At 42.0% G+C, this 16,822-nt stretch carries 16 protein-coding genes; 6 read left to right on the top strand and 10 right to left on the bottom strand.

The genetic code is table 11. The annotated features are described in order from the left end of the window. Positions 1-120 precede the first annotated feature (120 nt). Complete coding sequence (locus tag L3D27_RS03400; protein WP_284674240.1) at positions 121-1,404, top strand: acetyl-CoA C-acetyltransferase; 1,284 nt, start codon at positions 121-123, stop codon at positions 1,402-1,404. Between the two features lie 221 nt (positions 1,405-1,625). On the opposite strand, the gene L3D27_RS03395 is transcribed toward L3D27_RS03400, so the two are convergent. The 3 genes from L3D27_RS03395 to tsaA all read right to left on the bottom strand — a co-directional run bounded on the left by L3D27_RS03395 (position 1,626) and on the right by tsaA (position 5,205). Beyond that, complete coding sequence (locus L3D27_RS03395) at positions 1,626-3,140, bottom strand: acetyl-CoA hydrolase/transferase family protein (RefSeq protein WP_284674239.1); 1,515 nt, start codon at positions 3,138-3,140, stop codon at positions 1,626-1,628. 151 nt (positions 3,141-3,291) lie between these two features. Beyond that, positions 3,292-4,387, bottom strand: a protein-coding gene (prfB, locus tag L3D27_RS03390) for a peptide chain release factor 2 (RefSeq protein WP_432481548.1) whose coding sequence is annotated in 2 segments (ribosomal slippage) — positions 3,292-4,314 and positions 4,316-4,387 — 1,095 coding nt in all. Because the reading frame shifts where the segments join, the coding sequence is not laid out codon by codon here. A 95-nt stretch (positions 4,388-4,482) separates the two neighbouring features. Beyond that, positions 4,483-5,205, bottom strand: a complete 723-nt coding sequence (tsaA, locus tag L3D27_RS03385) for a tRNA (N6-threonylcarbamoyladenosine(37)-N6)-methyltransferase TrmO (protein WP_284674567.1) — start codon at positions 5,203-5,205, stop codon at positions 4,483-4,485. 172 nt (positions 5,206-5,377) lie between these two features. Between tsaA and L3D27_RS03380 the strand changes: the two genes are divergently transcribed. After that, entirely contained in the window at positions 5,378-6,151 is a 774-nt protein-coding gene (locus L3D27_RS03380) for a ferredoxin--NADP reductase (protein WP_432481547.1), read from the top strand. Between the two features lie 147 nt (positions 6,152-6,298). Here L3D27_RS03380 and L3D27_RS03375 read toward each other — a convergent pair whose 3' ends face one another. Then, positions 6,299-6,721 carry an HIT family protein gene (locus tag L3D27_RS03375; protein ID WP_284674566.1) on the bottom strand — a complete coding sequence of 141 codons (423 nt, stop codon included), beginning with the start codon at positions 6,719-6,721 and terminating at the stop codon, positions 6,299-6,301. Between the two features lie 159 nt (positions 6,722-6,880). Between L3D27_RS03375 and L3D27_RS03370 the strand changes: the two genes are divergently transcribed. Beyond that, a complete protein-coding gene (locus L3D27_RS03370) occupies positions 6,881-7,540 on the top strand; it encodes a hypothetical protein (RefSeq protein ID WP_432481546.1) in 660 nt (219 codons plus the stop codon). A gap of 87 nt (positions 7,541-7,627) precedes the next feature. Here the strand turns inward: L3D27_RS03370 and adk are convergent, their stop codons facing one another. The 6 genes from adk to L3D27_RS03340 all read right to left on the bottom strand — a co-directional run bounded on the left by adk (position 7,628) and on the right by L3D27_RS03340 (position 14,352). Beyond that, a complete protein-coding gene (adk, locus tag L3D27_RS03365) occupies positions 7,628-8,284 on the bottom strand; it encodes an adenylate kinase (RefSeq protein ID WP_432481545.1) in 657 nt (218 codons plus the stop codon). A gap of 201 nt (positions 8,285-8,485) precedes the next feature. Then, positions 8,486-9,745 carry a c-type cytochrome biogenesis protein CcmI gene (gene ccmI / locus L3D27_RS03360; RefSeq protein WP_432481544.1) on the bottom strand — a complete coding sequence of 420 codons (1,260 nt, stop codon included), beginning with the start codon at positions 9,743-9,745 and terminating at the stop codon, positions 8,486-8,488. Next, positions 9,742-10,245 (bottom strand): cytochrome c-type biogenesis protein, encoded by a 504-nt coding sequence (locus L3D27_RS03355; protein ID WP_284674233.1) that lies wholly within the window; start codon positions 10,243-10,245, stop codon positions 9,742-9,744. Before L3D27_RS03355 ends, ccmI begins: the two co-directional genes overlap by 4 nt. Before the next feature lie 9 nt (positions 10,246-10,254). Further along, positions 10,255-10,833 (bottom strand): DsbE family thiol:disulfide interchange protein, encoded by a 579-nt coding sequence (locus tag L3D27_RS03350; RefSeq protein ID WP_432481543.1) that lies wholly within the window; start codon positions 10,831-10,833, stop codon positions 10,255-10,257. A 5-nt stretch (positions 10,834-10,838) separates the two neighbouring features. After that, positions 10,839-12,851, bottom strand: coding sequence for a heme lyase CcmF/NrfE family subunit (locus L3D27_RS03345; RefSeq protein ID WP_432481542.1), 2,013 nt, complete (start codon positions 12,849-12,851; stop codon positions 10,839-10,841). 190 nt (positions 12,852-13,041) lie between these two features. Then, positions 13,042-14,352 (bottom strand): hypothetical protein, encoded by a 1,311-nt coding sequence (locus L3D27_RS03340; RefSeq protein WP_432481541.1) that lies wholly within the window; start codon positions 14,350-14,352, stop codon positions 13,042-13,044. A 251-nt stretch (positions 14,353-14,603) separates the two neighbouring features. Between L3D27_RS03340 and rsmD the strand changes: the two genes are divergently transcribed. The 3 genes from rsmD to rpsI all read left to right on the top strand — a co-directional run bounded on the left by rsmD (position 14,604) and on the right by rpsI (position 16,290). Continuing rightward, positions 14,604-15,188: a 16S rRNA (guanine(966)-N(2))-methyltransferase RsmD gene (rsmD, locus tag L3D27_RS03335; protein WP_284674229.1), complete on the top strand. Its 585-nt coding sequence runs from the start codon at positions 14,604-14,606 to the stop codon at positions 15,186-15,188. A 273-nt stretch (positions 15,189-15,461) separates the two neighbouring features. After that, positions 15,462-15,893, top strand: a complete 432-nt coding sequence (rplM, locus tag L3D27_RS03330) for a 50S ribosomal protein L13 (protein ID WP_373627496.1) — start codon at positions 15,462-15,464, stop codon at positions 15,891-15,893. 10 nt (positions 15,894-15,903) lie between these two features. After that, positions 15,904-16,290, top strand: a complete 387-nt coding sequence (gene rpsI / locus L3D27_RS03325; RefSeq protein ID WP_284674227.1) for a 30S ribosomal protein S9 — start codon at positions 15,904-15,906, stop codon at positions 16,288-16,290. Positions 16,291-16,822 lie beyond the last annotated feature (532 nt).

The raw sequence follows: 16,822 nt of genomic DNA, 5'->3' as shown, positions 1-16,822 counted from the left end.
TTTAATCTTATAAAAATTATTGTTACAAATTAAGTCAATCTTTCCATTTTTTATAAAATAATGCTAATCTAGCTTTATTCACTAAGCTAATTTCTTTAAACCGATTATTAAGGAGTTTTTATGACCATTAAAAAAGTTGCCATCTTAGGTGCAAACCGCATTCCTTTTGCCCGCTCAAACGGTGCCTATGCTGATGCCAGTAATATTGATATGCTCAGTGCCACCCTAGAAGGATTGGTTAGTCGCTTTAATCTGGCAGATAAAGAGATTGGCGAAGTTGTGGCTGGTACAGTCTTAAAGCACAGTCGAGATTTGAACCTAACTCGTGAAGCTGTATTAAACACCAGTCTGCCTGCCACCACACCCACCTATGACATCTCCCAAGCGTGTGGCACAGGGCTACAGGCTGCTTTTGCGGTTGCTAATAAAATCGCCCTTGGTATCATTGATAGTGGCATTGCAGGTGGCACAGACACCACCTCAGACGCACCGATTGCTCTAGGTGATGGTATTAGAAAGTCACTCTTACGCCTAAACACCGCCAAAGACACTAAAGCTCGCCTAGCAGCTCTAAGCACCATCAATCCAAAAAAACTGCTTGCATTCCCTGAAAATGGCGAACCACGAACTCGCCTATCCATGGGTGAGCATCAAGCAATCACCGCTCTAGAGTGGAACATCAGTCGCACCGAACAAGACAAATTGGCATTTGATAGCCATCAAAACCTGTCTCGTGCCTATAATGAAGGTTTTTTTGACGACTTAATTACCCCTTACAAAGGACTGACTCAAGACAACAACCTGCGTGCTGACACCACACTTGATAAGCTCGCCAGTCTAAAGCCTGTCTTTGGTAAGAAAAATATCAACCCTACCATGACCGCTGCCAACTCCACACCACTGACTGACGGTGCATCATGCGTATTACTATCTAGCGATGACTGGGCAGCAGAACATGGTTATGAACCGCTTGCCTACATCACCCATCAGCGGACAGCGGCGGTAGATTTCATCGGCAAAGACGGTATTACCGAAGGGTTGTTGATGGTACCTGCCTATGCCGTACCCAAAATGTTACAGCGTGCAGGCTTGACCTTGCAAGACTTTGATTTTTATGAGATTCATGAGGCATTTGCTTCACAGGTACTGTCCACTTTGGCAGCATGGGAAGATGAAAAATTCTGCAAACATCGCTTAGGGCTTGACGCACCACTTGGCTCAATTGACCGTAGCAAGCTTAATGTGAACGGATCAAGTCTTGCTGCCGGACACCCGTTTGCCGCCACAGGAGGTCGTATCTTGGCTACCGCTGCCAAACTTTTGGCACAAAAAGGCTCAGGGCGTGCGTTGATTTCAATCTGTGCTGCTGGCGGTCAAGGCGTAACTTGCATTCTAGAACGCTAAAAAATACACAATAAAGCAAGCAAAAAGCACCTGCCATCACATCGGTAGGTGCTTTTTTAACTATTACAACTTTAGACGGTTTAATCATGCCGGCCGGATTCATAAAGTTTATACAATGACTTCTAATCTTATTATTTATAGCGTATAGACTTTTACTGCGACATAAAAATACGGCAGTCATTAACCGCCGTATTTTTATGGATATCATCCAAGCTGTCTGATTACTTGATACGCATATCACCAGTTTCAATGAAGCGTTGGTGCCATGATAATGCTTCTAGTAGTAGGTGCGGTGTATGCAAGGCACCTGCTTTTTCAGCACGGTCATAATAATCACGCAACATATCACGATAATCAGGATGTGAACAGTTATCAATGATGAGTTTAGCACGCTGACGAGGAGACTTACCACGCAGATCCGCCATGCCTTGCTCTGTTACAATAAACATCACATCATGCTCGGTGTGGTCGTGGTGGCTAACCATTGGTACAATGGCAGAAATCGCCCCGCCCTTAGCAGTTGATGGACTGACATAGAACGAGAAGAAACCATTGCGAGTGAAGTCGCCAGAGCCACCAATACCGTTCATCATCTTAGTACCCATGATATGTGTTGAGTTCACATTACCATAAATATCCGCCTCGATCATTGAGTTCATGCCAATCACACCCAAGCGACGGATAATCTCTGGATTGTTGCTGATTTCCATCGGGCGTAAAATAATCTTGTCTTTTAAGAACTCAATGTTCTCATTAAAACGAGCCAACGCATCAGGGCTAAATGATAAGGCGGTAGCAGATGCTGATTTCATCTTTTTAGCAAGAATTAGATCAAGCATACCATCTTGTAGAACTTCAGTGTAGCCTACCAAATCGTCAAATGGTGCATTTAGCAGACCTGCCATCACCGCATTAGCGACATTCCCCACGCCTGATTGCAAAGGCAGTAAGCTCTTAGGCAAACGACCAGCCTTAACTTCATGATCAAGAAAATCAATAACTTGGGCGGCGATGGCTTTTGAAACATCATCAGGCTCAGCAAATTTGGAGTTACGATCGCCAGCATTCGTCAGCACGATACCCAAAATCTTATCGCTATCGCAATCTAGAGCAGGTGTACCGATACGATCAAATGCACCCACGATAGGGATTGGTTTGCGGTGCGGTGGTAGTCCGACTTCAGCATAAATATCGTGCATACCCTCCAAGCCTTCACTCAACGCCGCATTAATCTCAATGATGACTTTCTCAGCGTTCTTAACAGCTTCAACACCATGTCCAATACCCATGGCAGGAATAATCTTGCCATCTTCAGTAATGGCAGCTGCTTCAATGATGGCGATATCAAATTTACCATAAAAACCTTGACGCATCTGTTGTTCTACATGCGACAGATGCATGTCTTGATAAGCAGTTTTACCCGCATTGATATTGTTACGCAAAGTTGGGTCAGACTGGAAAGGTGAACGAAAATGCACAGCGTTCGCCTCTGCCAACACGCCATCACATTCTGGAGCAGTAGATGCACCTGTTACCATACCAATGCTAAATTTTTCTCCTTTGGCATGAGCATCTTTAGCTTTATTGGCAATCGCTGTTGGTAGTGCCTTTGGATAACCTGCACCTGTAAAACCAGTAATCGCAAGGTTCATGCCGTCCTTGACAAACTCGGCGGCTTGCTCAGCACTCATTACTTTTTCACGCAACGATGTATTGCGGATACGTTCAATAGACATATCTGTCTCCTTATGTTTTTTCAATTAACCTAAAACTTGGTGGATATGATTGTATCACAAAACCACCCAAAATAAACCCAAAAATATCAAAATTTATGACGGGCTTATTAAGTTTAATCAACTGCTTTTTCCTAGCAATAAAACGGTTTAATCACAACCCAGATTTTAAACTCGCTACGATGAATTTATCCAAATCGCCGTTTAGTACCGCCTGAGTATTGGAAGTCTCAACACCAGTACGCAAATCTTTAATGCGTGAATCATCAAGCACATAAGAGCGGATTTGACTTCCCCAGCCGATGTCAGATTTACTATCCTCTAAAGCCTGCTGTTTTTCCATGCGTTTTTGCATTTCTAATTCATACAATTTTGCACGCAGCATTTTCATCGCCGTGTCTTTGTTGGCGTGTTGAGAACGCTCATTTTGGCACGCCACGACCACGCCTGTTGGTTGGTGCGTGATACGCACGGCTGAATCGGTGGTGTTTACATGCTGACCACCCGCCCCACTAGAACGATAAGTATCAATGCGTAAATCTGCAGGATTGATGTCAATCTCAACATTGTCATCAATCTCAGGCGAAACAAACACCGCTGAAAACGAAGTATGGCGACCATTATTGCTATCAAAAGGTGATTTACGCACCAAGCGATGTACGCCAATCTCTGTACGAAGCCAACCAAAAGCATAATCACCTTTGACTGCGATGGTCGCTGACTTGATTCCTGCCACACCACCTTCGGACACTTCCAACACCTCTGCTTTAAACCCATGCGATTCACACCAACGCAAATACATACGCAACAGCATCTCTGACCAGTCTTGAGCTTCTGTACCGCCTGAACCTGCTTGAATATCTAAATAGCAGTTATTAGCGTCCATCTCACCACTAAACATTCGTTTAAATTCTAAATCCTCTACACTCTTTAATGCTTCATCCAACTCAGCTTGCACATCGGCGAGTAGACTTTTGTCATCTTCTTCAACAGCCAGCTCCAACATCGCTCGTGCGTCATCAAGTCGCACCGACAAACCATCAACCGTGCCAACGATGCCGTCTAGTACTGATTTTTCTTTGCTAATCTTTGTAGCCAGTTCAGGATTATTCCAGATATCAGGGTTTTCTAGCTCTAAATTAACCTCTTCTAGGCGTTCTTTTTTACCCTCAACGTCAAAGATACCCCCAAAGCTCTTTACCACGAGCTTCTAAGTCTTTGATTTGGTCTTGATATGGGGCGATTTCCATGATAATTACCTTACAAATTTAATGATGGCTTTAATAAAATAACCTAAAATTATAGCAAATTTTCTACCATTTGACTATTTTTTAAGCATGGATTTTCATGTGTCATGGCAAACTTGGCTGTTTTTAATACACTCAATCACCATAGCACCATCATCATTCATATAAAAGTTAATATCAACGCACCGATATTGCATGACCGATACAAGATTTGTTTCGTGCTGACGATAGGCGACTCGTGGGTCTTGGGCAATCAGCTTGGTAATAATGACTTGGTCATCTAAACGCAGTGCGTTACTTTGTAAAAAATACATAAAATCCGTTTCAGCTTGATTGCTCCACAATACAGACCGAACAGTCGGTTTGGAAAAACCCTTTGCTCCACTCACACTGTCAGCAAATGCTAAATAAGGCTTGATGTCCAATATCGGTGTACCATCTACCATATCCGCCCCAATGATATGTAAAATCACTTGATTATCAATCACTTCCAATCTATCAAACTGCACAACCGACAGCCCAATTGCTGATGGTCGGTACATACTGCGTGTGGCAAATACTCCAATTTTCTCATTACCGCCTAGCCGTGGTGGACGCACTTGCGGACGAAAATTTGCCTGCCCTTTATTATGGTGAAACAGCCACAAAATCCACAAATGACTATATCGCTCGATACCAACAAAAGCGTCAGATATCGCATACGGAGCAACAAAATCAATATGGCTTTTAACAGCGACAAGGTTTGGTTGCCGAGGAACACCAAACTTTTGGGACAAGGGGGAGTGATGATAACCGATGATGGGTAGCGTATGTGAAGTAATGCGATTCATGGCGTATTTGGATGGTTTATGCTAAAATTAACAGTGCTTATGCCAAAAAGTTAATAACAGTTCATTTCAAATATCGCTATCATAGCACAGATTTCTTATTCTGCTGATTTTGTGGTAAAATTTAGCAAAAAACAACACTTGTTATCATTTTGGGACTTTCACCATGTCAAAATTCATCAGCGAAACAGTTACTTATGTTCATCACTGGACAGACAGCCTATTTACCATTAAAACCACTCGTAGTGATAGCTTGCGTTTTAGAAGTGGCGAATTTGCCATGATTGGTCTAATGGTAGATGGCAAACCGCTTGTGCGTGCCTACTCTATCGCAAGCCCTGCTTGGGCTGAGGAGCTTGAATTTTACTCAATTAAAGTTCAAGATGGACCTCTAACCTCACGCTTACAACACATCCAAGTAGGCGATGAGTTACTCATCAGTAAAAAACCCACAGGCACACTCGTATTAGATGACCTTTTGCCTGGCAAGCACCTATACCTACTTGCCACAGGTACAGGACTGGCTCCATTTTTATCGCTCACTCGTGAACCTGAAGTATACGAACGCTTTGAAAAAGTAATTCTAGTGCATGGCGTGCGTCATGAACAGGATTTGGCATACCGTGATTTTTTTGAAAATGAACTACCAAACGATGAAATCTTTGGCGAATGGGTGCGTGAAAAACTCATCTACTACCCAACCGTAACTCGTGATGAATTTAAAAACACAGGGCGTGTTACCGATCTCATCAAGTCAGGAAAGCTCTTTGCAGACATCGGACTACCCACCATGAATAAAGACGATGACCGTGTGATGATTTGTGGTAGCATGGCGATGAATAGTGATACTTGTGCCATTTTAGATGAATTTGGCTTGACCATCTCACCACGCATGGGCGTGCCTGCCGACTATGTGGTTGAGCGTGCATTTGTGGGTTAATCAGCCCCACTAATAACAAAACGCACCGTATTATCACGGTGCGTTTTTGATTTTTAAGTCCGTTCATCTGCTGTTATGATAGCGAAATGAACAAACAATTTTTACACCCTTATACCACAAAGAGTATCAAAGATAGCAAAGATAAAATTATGTAATGTGAGCACAAATCTTGGCTGCAAGCTGTGCCAATTCATCTTGATTTGCCATAGCACTTGCGTGATTACCCAGCTCATGAATATGGGTAGGAATTAGGTGCATATGGTAATGAAATACGCTTTGCCCTGCTTTGGCGTGATTCAGCTGCATCTGAACGATGCCATCTACACCCAAGGCCTGACGCTGAGCATGAACTACCTTTTGAGCTGTTTTAAATACTGCACAGGCATACTCACACGGCAAATCGGTCAATTCCACCGCTTCACACTTAGGAATCACAAGCACATGACCCACCGCCTGTGGCATCACATCCATAAAAGCCAGCGTTTTGTCATCTTCATAGACCTTATGGCAGGGAATCTCGCCACGCAAGATTTTGGCAAAAATATTGGTGTTGTCATAAGTCATCATCAGCTCCGTTTTTAAAGATAAATAACCAATGTATCTTTATTATCATTGTAGCATAAATCTCAATACGCACAATGAAAATTATTTTACAAAAACCGATCTGTTTTTAGCGAAAAACAAAATTTTATGGTATAGTAAATTTAATTTTTAATACAACTAGCCTTTATGACCAACAGCTGCTTTATCCTGCAAGAAATACTCACCGAACCTGAATTTATTTTTCGCACACATAATGTCAAGATTGATAAATTCATCATTGAAAAAGATCTACCCATGATGTTTTTGGCACATTATGACAGCCTAAGCGATGACATCAAAGCTGACAGACCTCTTGATGTGTCCATGCTTAAGATGATGAACGAAAAAGTTACAGCACAGACCGCCTGTCGTTGGCTAAGCTTACCTGATGACACCATTAAAGCTGCCACACACATCAAAATCAGTGGTACAACCGTCATTGTTTGCGATGATTTTCCCCTTGCTTTGCACCTACAATTTACCAATACCGCCAAAGATACGCAAGCAATCTACACCACAAACCCAACCCAAAGCATCAAAGATGAATCCACCAACTTTGTCCTAACAGGCAATGTCAATATTCTACACAAAAATACTGCCAAATCGCTCATTAGCCTTGATTTTGGCGATGAAGAATACATCATACCCACTCACGATGGCTATACTCGCCTGCCCAATGCCCACGCTTTGGCCACCACCCATACACTAAATACCCTAAAAGACCGCATACCACAGGCGTTGGCGTATGTACAAGAATCCATCTGTCAAAAAGTAATGGCTCATCATCAAATGCAACAAGAGTACTAAACGCCACACATAAGACTAACTAATTTTAGCCAAAAAAAAGACCTTGATTTAATAGTCAAGGTCTTTTTATATTGCAGAATTGACCAACTAGCCTTTTAATACCGCAAAAATTTCATCACGAACCGTGTCAATGTCTTTTGTGCCATCAAACTTGTGATAAGCAGGAGCATTTTCACCTGACTGAGCCACCGCTTGATAATGACCGATTAGCGTCGATGTCTGTGCATGATACACCGATAAGCGGTCTCTAACCACCTCTTCTTTATCATCATCACGCTGTACCAAGTCCTCGCCTGTAACATCGTCTTTGCCTTCAATTTTAGGGGGATTGTGAATGATGTGGTAGGTGCGTCCAGATGGCAAGTGAGCACGGCGACCTGACATGCGACTGACAATCTCATCATCAGGCACACCAATCTCAATCACATGGTCAATATTCACGCCAGCATCCGCCAAAGCCTGTGCTTGGGCAATGGTTCGTGGAAAGCCATCAAAAATACAGCCATGCGTGCAGTCAGATTGTGCAATGCGTTCTTTAACCAAATTGATAATCAGCTCATCAGAAACCAACTGACCTGCATCCATCACACTTTTGGCAATCTTGCCCAACTCCGTACCTTCTTTAATGGCAGCACGCAACATATCGCCTGTTGATATCTGAGGGATATTAAATTCCTTTGAGATTAGCTGTGCTTGTGTGCCTTTACCTGCACCTGGTGGACCTAATAAAATCATACGAAGCATGATATTCTCCAAACAATAAAACAACCTTTAATAGACCTTACACTATAAATCACCAAGACAGATTGTTCAAGTGATTTTTACACACTAACGATTTTATCCCCCAAACTCATAAAAAAACACAACTTACTATTCATAAAAAAATAGCACCCAAAATCATGGTGCTATTTTCGTTATCTTAGCCGATTGGAATCATTTTTGCCGTTAGGGGATAACCTGTGAGATTGTCAAGAAAACAGCATTGGTTGCCCTAGTAAGCGGTACAGGATTTGCAGACAAATCTCCTGATTCAGAGATCGCACTACCTGAATGGCTGATGCGAGCATTCACAACAAGCTCATCATTTTCTCTACCGACCGTGAGCGTGCGTTCAGGCATCATGGCATCTAAGTCGCTAAGCGATACTTCAAACTGCCCATTTTGGATTTGATTGACAGGCAGTCGCTTAACAGCATATGGTGCACCACCCTTGCTAGAGACAATAGAGATGAACAATACATCGCCTTCTTGAATCTGGGGCATAAGTTTTGTGTCAATACCAACACCGACTTTGACACCTTGAGCCGCCTTAGCTTCTTGAGTGTTAATGTTTTCAAGCAAAGTATCAATACTAGCCAACGCCTCGCTTCTATCTCCAGATTTGGCGGCGATATTTGAACGAAGCTTATGCACCCACGCCTTTGCATTCACAAAATTACCCGCACGAATCTCTCCCATCGCCATCATCATCTGTGCACCTTCATGCTCAGGTGTGCTACGCAATATACCAAGTACGATTTCTTTTACGGTTGGGTCTAATGAGCCATTATTCATAAAGAAACTTGCCTGTGCATAGGTCATGGCAATCTCAACATTATCAGGCTCCAATCGATTAGCACGAGCTAAAGCCTCTAATGCCTGTGGCTTAGCATCCAAAGCAGTAAACAGCTCAGACAGTCGCATCCAGCGGTTAGCATCATAAGCATGAGTATGCACATTGGTTTGCATGGCAGAAATTAATGCAGCACTATCTTTAGTTGCCCACTCTGGTGGTGTATCAATCTTGCCTGTTAATAGGTCGTCCGCAACCTGCCCCACTCTATCTTGAGCTTCCCATAGCGTAAATACAGGAGTGCGATCAGCCGTTGTCAAATAAGCCAATGCCGCCAAAAACGGAATCCACACCATGACAATCAGCCTTGACTTAGTGCCTACAGGTGCATATCGATCCTCATGTTTTTGGGCGGCTATCAGCTGGCGTTTTAGCTCGGTAGATTGAGCATGATAATACGCTTCATCTATCACACCTGCTTGCTTATCAGCATCAAGCTCCGCAATACGATGATGAAACACCTCCACATTAACCGCCATCAAACGGTTATCCATCGCTCGGCGACTTTTTAACCATGGGAAAATCACCACCAAAGCCACCAACACCGCCAAAACAGCACATAAGGTAAAAAACAATAATAAACTTTGACTCATGACTTACCCTTCTTATCATTTGGCGTGCTGTGCGTATTTAAAATCCTTGATAACTCTGCTTCTTCTTGGCTATTTAGGGTGTCAATATCTTCATCAGATACATTCATTACTTGGTTGCGTTGCCTCTTCGCCTTAATTACCCAGCCCAATACAAGCAATATCAACAAAATTGGTGGGAAAAACCATAAAATCCATGTTGATGGGCGAATGGGTGGTTTGTAACTAATAAAGTCGCCATAACGCTCAAACATATAACCACGAATCTCAGCATCACTTCTGCCATCACTGATCATCTGATAGGTTTTTTGTTTTAAGTCTAAAGCGATGGGGGCATCAGAGCTTGCCAAATTTTGATTTTGGCATTTAGGGCAACGCAACTCTTCAATCAGTGCTCGATAACGAGTTTCATCTTCAGGCGTTTTAAACTCAAGAACATCAATATCCGCCCATGCCGAACCGACCGCTGCCGCCAATATGACCGCCAATATAATTTTTTTCATCACACCCTCTTAGCTACACGCCTGTACTTTGGCATCTTCAGATAATGTTGTATCACCTACCGCCATCAAACACGGCTGAATCTCATTTGCCCAGTTTGTCTGATTAACCTCACCCAAAATATGCTTATATACCACGCCTGCACCATCAACCACAAATGTCTCAGGTGCACCTGTCAATCCCAAATCAATGGCATACTGCCCATCTAAATCCTGCACCGAGTAGATAAATGGGTCTTGATACTGATTTAAATATCCTAATGCGTCAGAGAGTTCATCTTTATAATTCACACCGACAAGTGGTACGCCTTTTTCATGCAGTTGCATCAAAAATGGATGCTCCACTTTACAGGTTGGACACCAAGAACCCCAGATATTAAGCAAAAATGGTGTTTTGGGTAAATCCTGATTGGTCATCATGCGTGAAGTATCTGACAACAATGGCAAACTAAACTCAGGCAAGGGTTTGTTCATTGAAGTACTAATTTTAATATCCGTTTCTTTTCCTAGACGAAAATAAAACATTACCATCGCAAGCAAAAACACCACCAAAGGTATGATAAAAAACACACGCTTATTTGACTTTGCCATGAGCATTACTCCACAAATGATTTCAGATTAGAACTAGAATGGGTTGTTATTTTTTTGATGCGATAACGCTTATCCAATATGGCAATTAGACCACCCAACGACATCAAAATCGCCCCAAACCATAGCCAACGAATCATCGGCTTCACATAGACACGCACCGCCCATGTATCTAAGTCTGTTTTGCCATCATCACTGACAATCGGCTCACCCAATGCAATGTATAGCTCATTTAAGGGGCTTGGGTGCAATCCCACTTCGGTCATTGGCATCATTGAGACAACATAGTTACGCTTTTCTGGATATAATGTTGCGATAAGCTGATTATTTTTCTTAACTTGTACGGTAGCACGAGTGGCATCATAATTTGATCCTTTTATGACATCAAAGTCCTGCAAATAAAAATCATAGCCTTGCACATGCACACTATCGCCGACCGTCATTGCCACATCTTTTTCTAGACTCATGGCAGAGACCCCTGCAACACCCAATGCAGTAACCAAAAGACCCACATGGGCAAGTTGCATACCATAATAGCTTGGTGTTAGTTTTTTAAGACCATTCACAAACCCTTTGGCATGACGAGTTTTGTCTTTGATATCTAGCACCATCAAGACAAGCACCCACGCTGATAAGATGGCAGTAATGTACATACCATGGTCAAAATGTACGCTTTCTTCAAGCAGGCTCATCATGTAAGCAATGACTGCACCAAGCACCAAAGCACTCATCGCACCTGTCATCATCATACCAAACAGTGGTCGACTGTCGTATTTATAACGCAGATTCGCACCAATGCCCATAAAGGCAAGTAAGATCCAAGTTGCAGGCACAAACAACGCATTGAAATAAGGGGGACCTACTGATACCTGCCCCCATTTAAAGGCATCGGCAAGCATGGGGTATAAAGTACCAAGCAGAACCACTAAAGTCGCCACTAGCAGGACAAGATTATTAACCACCAAAGCAGTTTCACGAGATTTAAGCTGATAAGTACTCTCAACGGTCAATCGCCACCCACGCAAGGCAAACATTAACAAACCACCGCCAATCACCGCCCCCAAAATCGCCAAAATCGCCAAGCCACGAGTTGGGTCTGCCGCAAACGAGTGCACCGAAGTAATCGCACCAGAACGCACCAAGAATGTACCCAATAGCGATAAAGCAAAGGCAAAAATCGCCAGCATGATTGTCCATGCCTTAAACACACCTCGTTTTTCGGTAACAGCCAAAGAGTGCATCAAAGCGGTTACGGCCAACCATGGCATCAAAGACGCATTCTCTACAGGATCCCAAAACCACCAGCCACCCCAGCCTAACTCATAATAAGCCCACCAAGAGCCAAGGGCAATCCCTAGCGTCAAAAACCCCCAAGCCACTACCGTCCAAGGGCGAGACCAACGAGTCCATACCGCATCAAGACGCCCTGCCCACAGTGCCGCCATACAAAAAGCAAAAGGCACTGCCAACCCCACATAACCCATATACAACATCGGAGGATGAAAAATTAAACCAGGGTCTTGTAATAATGGATTTAAATCCACACCATCCACAGGAATGTTTGGCAAGGTACGCTCAAAAGGACTGGAAGTAAAAATCAACATAAGCAACATCATGACCTGCACCATCGCAAGTATTGACAGCACACGAGCACGCATATCAAGTGGTAAGCCACGACTAAATACCGCAACCAACATACACCAAGTTGCCAAAATCGTCATCCAAAGCAGTAGCGAGCCTTCATGACCACCCCAAGTTGCCGACAATTTATAGTACCAAGGTAGCAAGCTATTAGAATGGCTTGCTACATACACCAAACTAAAATCATTATAAAGAAAGCCTATCATTAATGCCCCAAAAGACACTGCCATTGCCACAAACAATGCCGTTGCCAAACTTGGTGCTAGGCGTTGCCACTGCACTTGGTTTTTAATAACGCCGATGGCGGGTAAAATGGCTTGCAAAATCGCAATAACCAACGCTAAAATCAGGGCAAAATAGCCCAATTCTGTAATTAGCATAACAACATACCTTCTATATACCATCTTTTGGTATTGATAATTGGCACAAAATAAACAGTGAAATGAAAGACATCTTTGCTGGCAATCTAATGAACACTGGCTAAGACGAATATTTAATAGACTGGTAAATCGTGATGGCTGATGAATATTTATTGCCAATCATCAACCAACTGCTCTAATCCTGCTCTTGTCAAAAAAATACCACCATCAGATGTAGCCAACCCGCCAAAAGCCCTGTAACTGCCCCAAGCACAATCAAGGTCATCTCATCTTCTTTAAAGGCGGGTCGTAGCAGATTTTGAAATTCTTGTGGGGATAAGGCACGAATCCGACTCTCAAATAATCCAAAAATCTTACTGGCTCTTGAGACATTCAGCTTAGGATCTCGGATTGGTATCATGGTTGCGTCAATAGATTTGTCAATGATGGTATCTTTAAACTCATCAAGCTCACGGCTGGTCATGCCGATTTTTAGGCTGGCTGACACCACAGGTGATTCAAGCAAATCATACAAGTGTTTTTTGACTAACGCTCGAGTTTTATCCGCTTTTATTCCATACATCATCTCATGCATGATATTTTCTAGGGTAACCAATTCATTAACAACAATCTCTGCAAAGACGCTAGACACCTCATCTTGACGCTTCATAAAACCGCCCTGCCAAGAATAACAATGAATGTGTGGCAACCGCCAACGAATACCCGATTCATCACGACTAAACACTCGTAAAAATGATATGCGTCTTGGCTCAACAGGGTTAAACACCATCCAAATGGCAATCCAGTTAGTCAAAGCCCCCCAGATCGCCGCAAAAAAAGGCACAGTCCAATGCTGCGGCACAAAATAAAAAATCCCCATCTGAAGAATACCAAAAACAAAGCCAATTAAGGCACTAATCTTCCAAATGAAGTTAATTTCTTTTCTACCCACTCTTAAAAACATATCCACCATCAGTTTGCGATCATTTTCCATCTTTTGTACAATCATTTGACGCATGTCCACAAGATTTTCAACATTATGCGTCAAATCCAGTACCAAAGATTTCATAATATTTGATAGCTCTTTATGAGTGTATGCATAGATACGACGGCGAATGGCGTAAGGCATACCATTCCATAATCCTTGATGGCGTTCTAGCATAATCTCATCAATCAGATGCTCTAGATTTTTATCCACTGCATCAGCAATGAACTGTGCCATCTCTTCAGGTTCCATCGCCTGAAAAAACTCATCCAAATTACCCAATTTAGATAAAGTCTGATCAACAATAATTCCTGAAATTTTACCTGCTTTGGTGGGTACAATACCCTGCCAACCCAAGCCTTGTAGTCCAAATGGTAGCCCACGAATGCGAATACCCCAAAACTTAATAGGGTAAAATAACATCTCAAGTGCCATCCATACATGAGCCCAAGTTACAAAAGCAGTAACAGGCGGAATGGTAAGCATGGCGATGAATTCTGGGTGTTCTGCAAGGGCTTGCCAAATGGAACTAAACATAGGTCAATCATTGTCAGTAAAAGCGTTGATTATTTTAGCATATTTTGTACTGGGTGTCAGTTTTTCTTAATCTTGCAATTGTTGTCATTATGATTAATATTTTTAATCATCTTCTCTTTTAAGCATTTCATTCAACTAAAATTAGCTTCAAACAGTTTTATAATACCCTAAGCACTATGTTATAATAACTCCAAAACCCACCGAATCTTATTTTATTTATTATCAGATTACTATATCAAATCAATAGATCAATGAAAGCAAAATTCCCAAAAAAAACCAATCAAATACGAATCATCGGCGGTCAGCATAAACGCCGTAGTATTAGCTTTATTGATGCTGAAGGTTTGCGACCCACACCAGACCGCTTGCGTGAAACGATTTTTAACTGGCTGATGGCAGACATTCAGTCCGCTCATATACTTGATGTCTGTGCAGGTTCAGGGGTATTAGGATTTGAAGCCCTATCAAGAGGGGCTGCTTTCGCTACTTTTATTGAGTTTCATAAACAACAAGCATCACAATTAAAACAAACTGCCGCTCAATTAGCACTTCATAACACCACCATCTTTCAAGGCGACTGCTTATCCGTCATTCCGACATTAGCCACGCCTTTTCATGTGGTTTTCATTGATCCGCCCTACGCTCTAAATCTATGGCAACCCATTATTGATAAGCTCATAGAACATAAGCTTATCACACATGGCACACAATTATATGTAGAAAGCGATAAACCCATTGAACACATCATCAATACACCCATCACCATCATCAAACATACCAAAGTTGGACAAGCCTTGGCATACCTTGTTAGTATAAAATCCAATACCATGAATTGATATCAGTCCACCATCAATGCAATATATCAACCTACGCTCAAGGTTTTATTATATAAAACAGACTAAATATTAATAATCCAAGCAAGCATCACCAATACTAACAAAGCAACCAAATGCATTAAATACGCAATTTATTATTGCACATCATTAGAATTTAAGCTATAATTACCGCTGTTTTTTGAGAGCCCTTCGTTTCCCAACTCTTAAAGCAAGTAAAATCAAGGCTTCGGCTTTTTATTTGTCAACTCTCAAACTCAACTAAATAGGTTTTATATGACTACTACTATCAGTGCCAAACCCGCTGAAGTTGTACATGACTGGTATGTCGTGGACGCTGAAGGTAAAACATTGGGTCGCCTAGCGAGCGAAATCGCTTCTCGTCTGCGTGGCAAACACAAGCCATCGTACACCCCACATGTTGATACTGGTGACTACATCATCGTTATCAACACTGACAAAATTACCGTTACTGGTAAAAAAGCTCAGGACAAAAAATACTATCGCCACACTGGTTATCCAGGCGGCATCAAAGAGACCAACTTTACCAAACTTCTAGCCCACAAGCCAGAAGATGTGCTACACAAAGCGGTAAAAGGCATGCTACCAAAAGGTCCTTTGGGCTATGCGATGATTAAAAAGCTAAAACTGTATGCGGGTACAGAACACCCACACGCAGCTCAGCAGCCACAAGTTTTAGACATCTAAGGAGAACAACATGGAACGCAATTATGGTACAGGTCGCCGCAAGACTTCTACTGCCCGTGTTTTTCTGTCTAAAGGCACTGGCAACATCGTTATCAACGGCAAAACCCTAGATGAATACTTTGGTCGTGAAACTTCTCGTATGGTTGTTCGTCAACCACTAGAACTACTAGAAGTAACCAACGACTATGACCTATACATCACCGTTACTGGTGGTGGTGCAAGTGGTCAAGCAGGTGCAATTCGTCATGGTATCACTCGTGCACTTATCGAGTCTGATGAAAGCCTAAAACCTGCTCTTAAAGCAGCTGGCTTCGTTACTCGTGATGCTCGTGAAGTTGAACGTAAGAAACTTGGTCTACGCAAAGCTCGTCGTCGTCCACAGTTCTCAAAGCGTTAATCTCGCAATACCCCAAAAAAAAACTCTCGTTCTACGAGAGTTTTTTATATTAATGCCTTAATATCTCATGCCCTTAGGTGTATTTGAAAGCTGACTTTAATAATTTTTTATGATTACCATCAAATCGGTCACTTATAAAAAATCATGACTAAAAATCACTTATCTTTGTTCAAACTGAATATAAGGTTAAAAATGGACATAAGTTTACTGTTATAATTATCAAATTTATTTTAAATATAAGTTTAATTAAATTAAAAATAAAATCATCCTAATTCCTACTAAGTGAGTTGGATATTGCGCAATTTTTACCAAAAAATGATCTTTTTTGTTAATTCATTAAAAATTTTGCGACTTTTTTCACAACTTAGCAACAGAACAATTTATTTTATGACAAAAATAGCTTAAAATAGACATGTTTAGAAACTAGTAAAATAGGCACAGCAAATGTGGACATGGTATCGTTGAATAACTCCTACCATATCCACACACCCAGTATGGGATTTTTCCCATTCTTTATTCTGGAGGAAGTTTT

Source organism: Moraxella sp. ZY200743, assembly GCF_050885545.1.
GTDB lineage: Bacteria > Pseudomonadota > Gammaproteobacteria > Pseudomonadales > Moraxellaceae > Moraxella > Moraxella haemolytica.
Note: the sequence above shows the minus strand (reverse complement) of the source record. Positions and strands in the feature narration are given on the sequence as shown.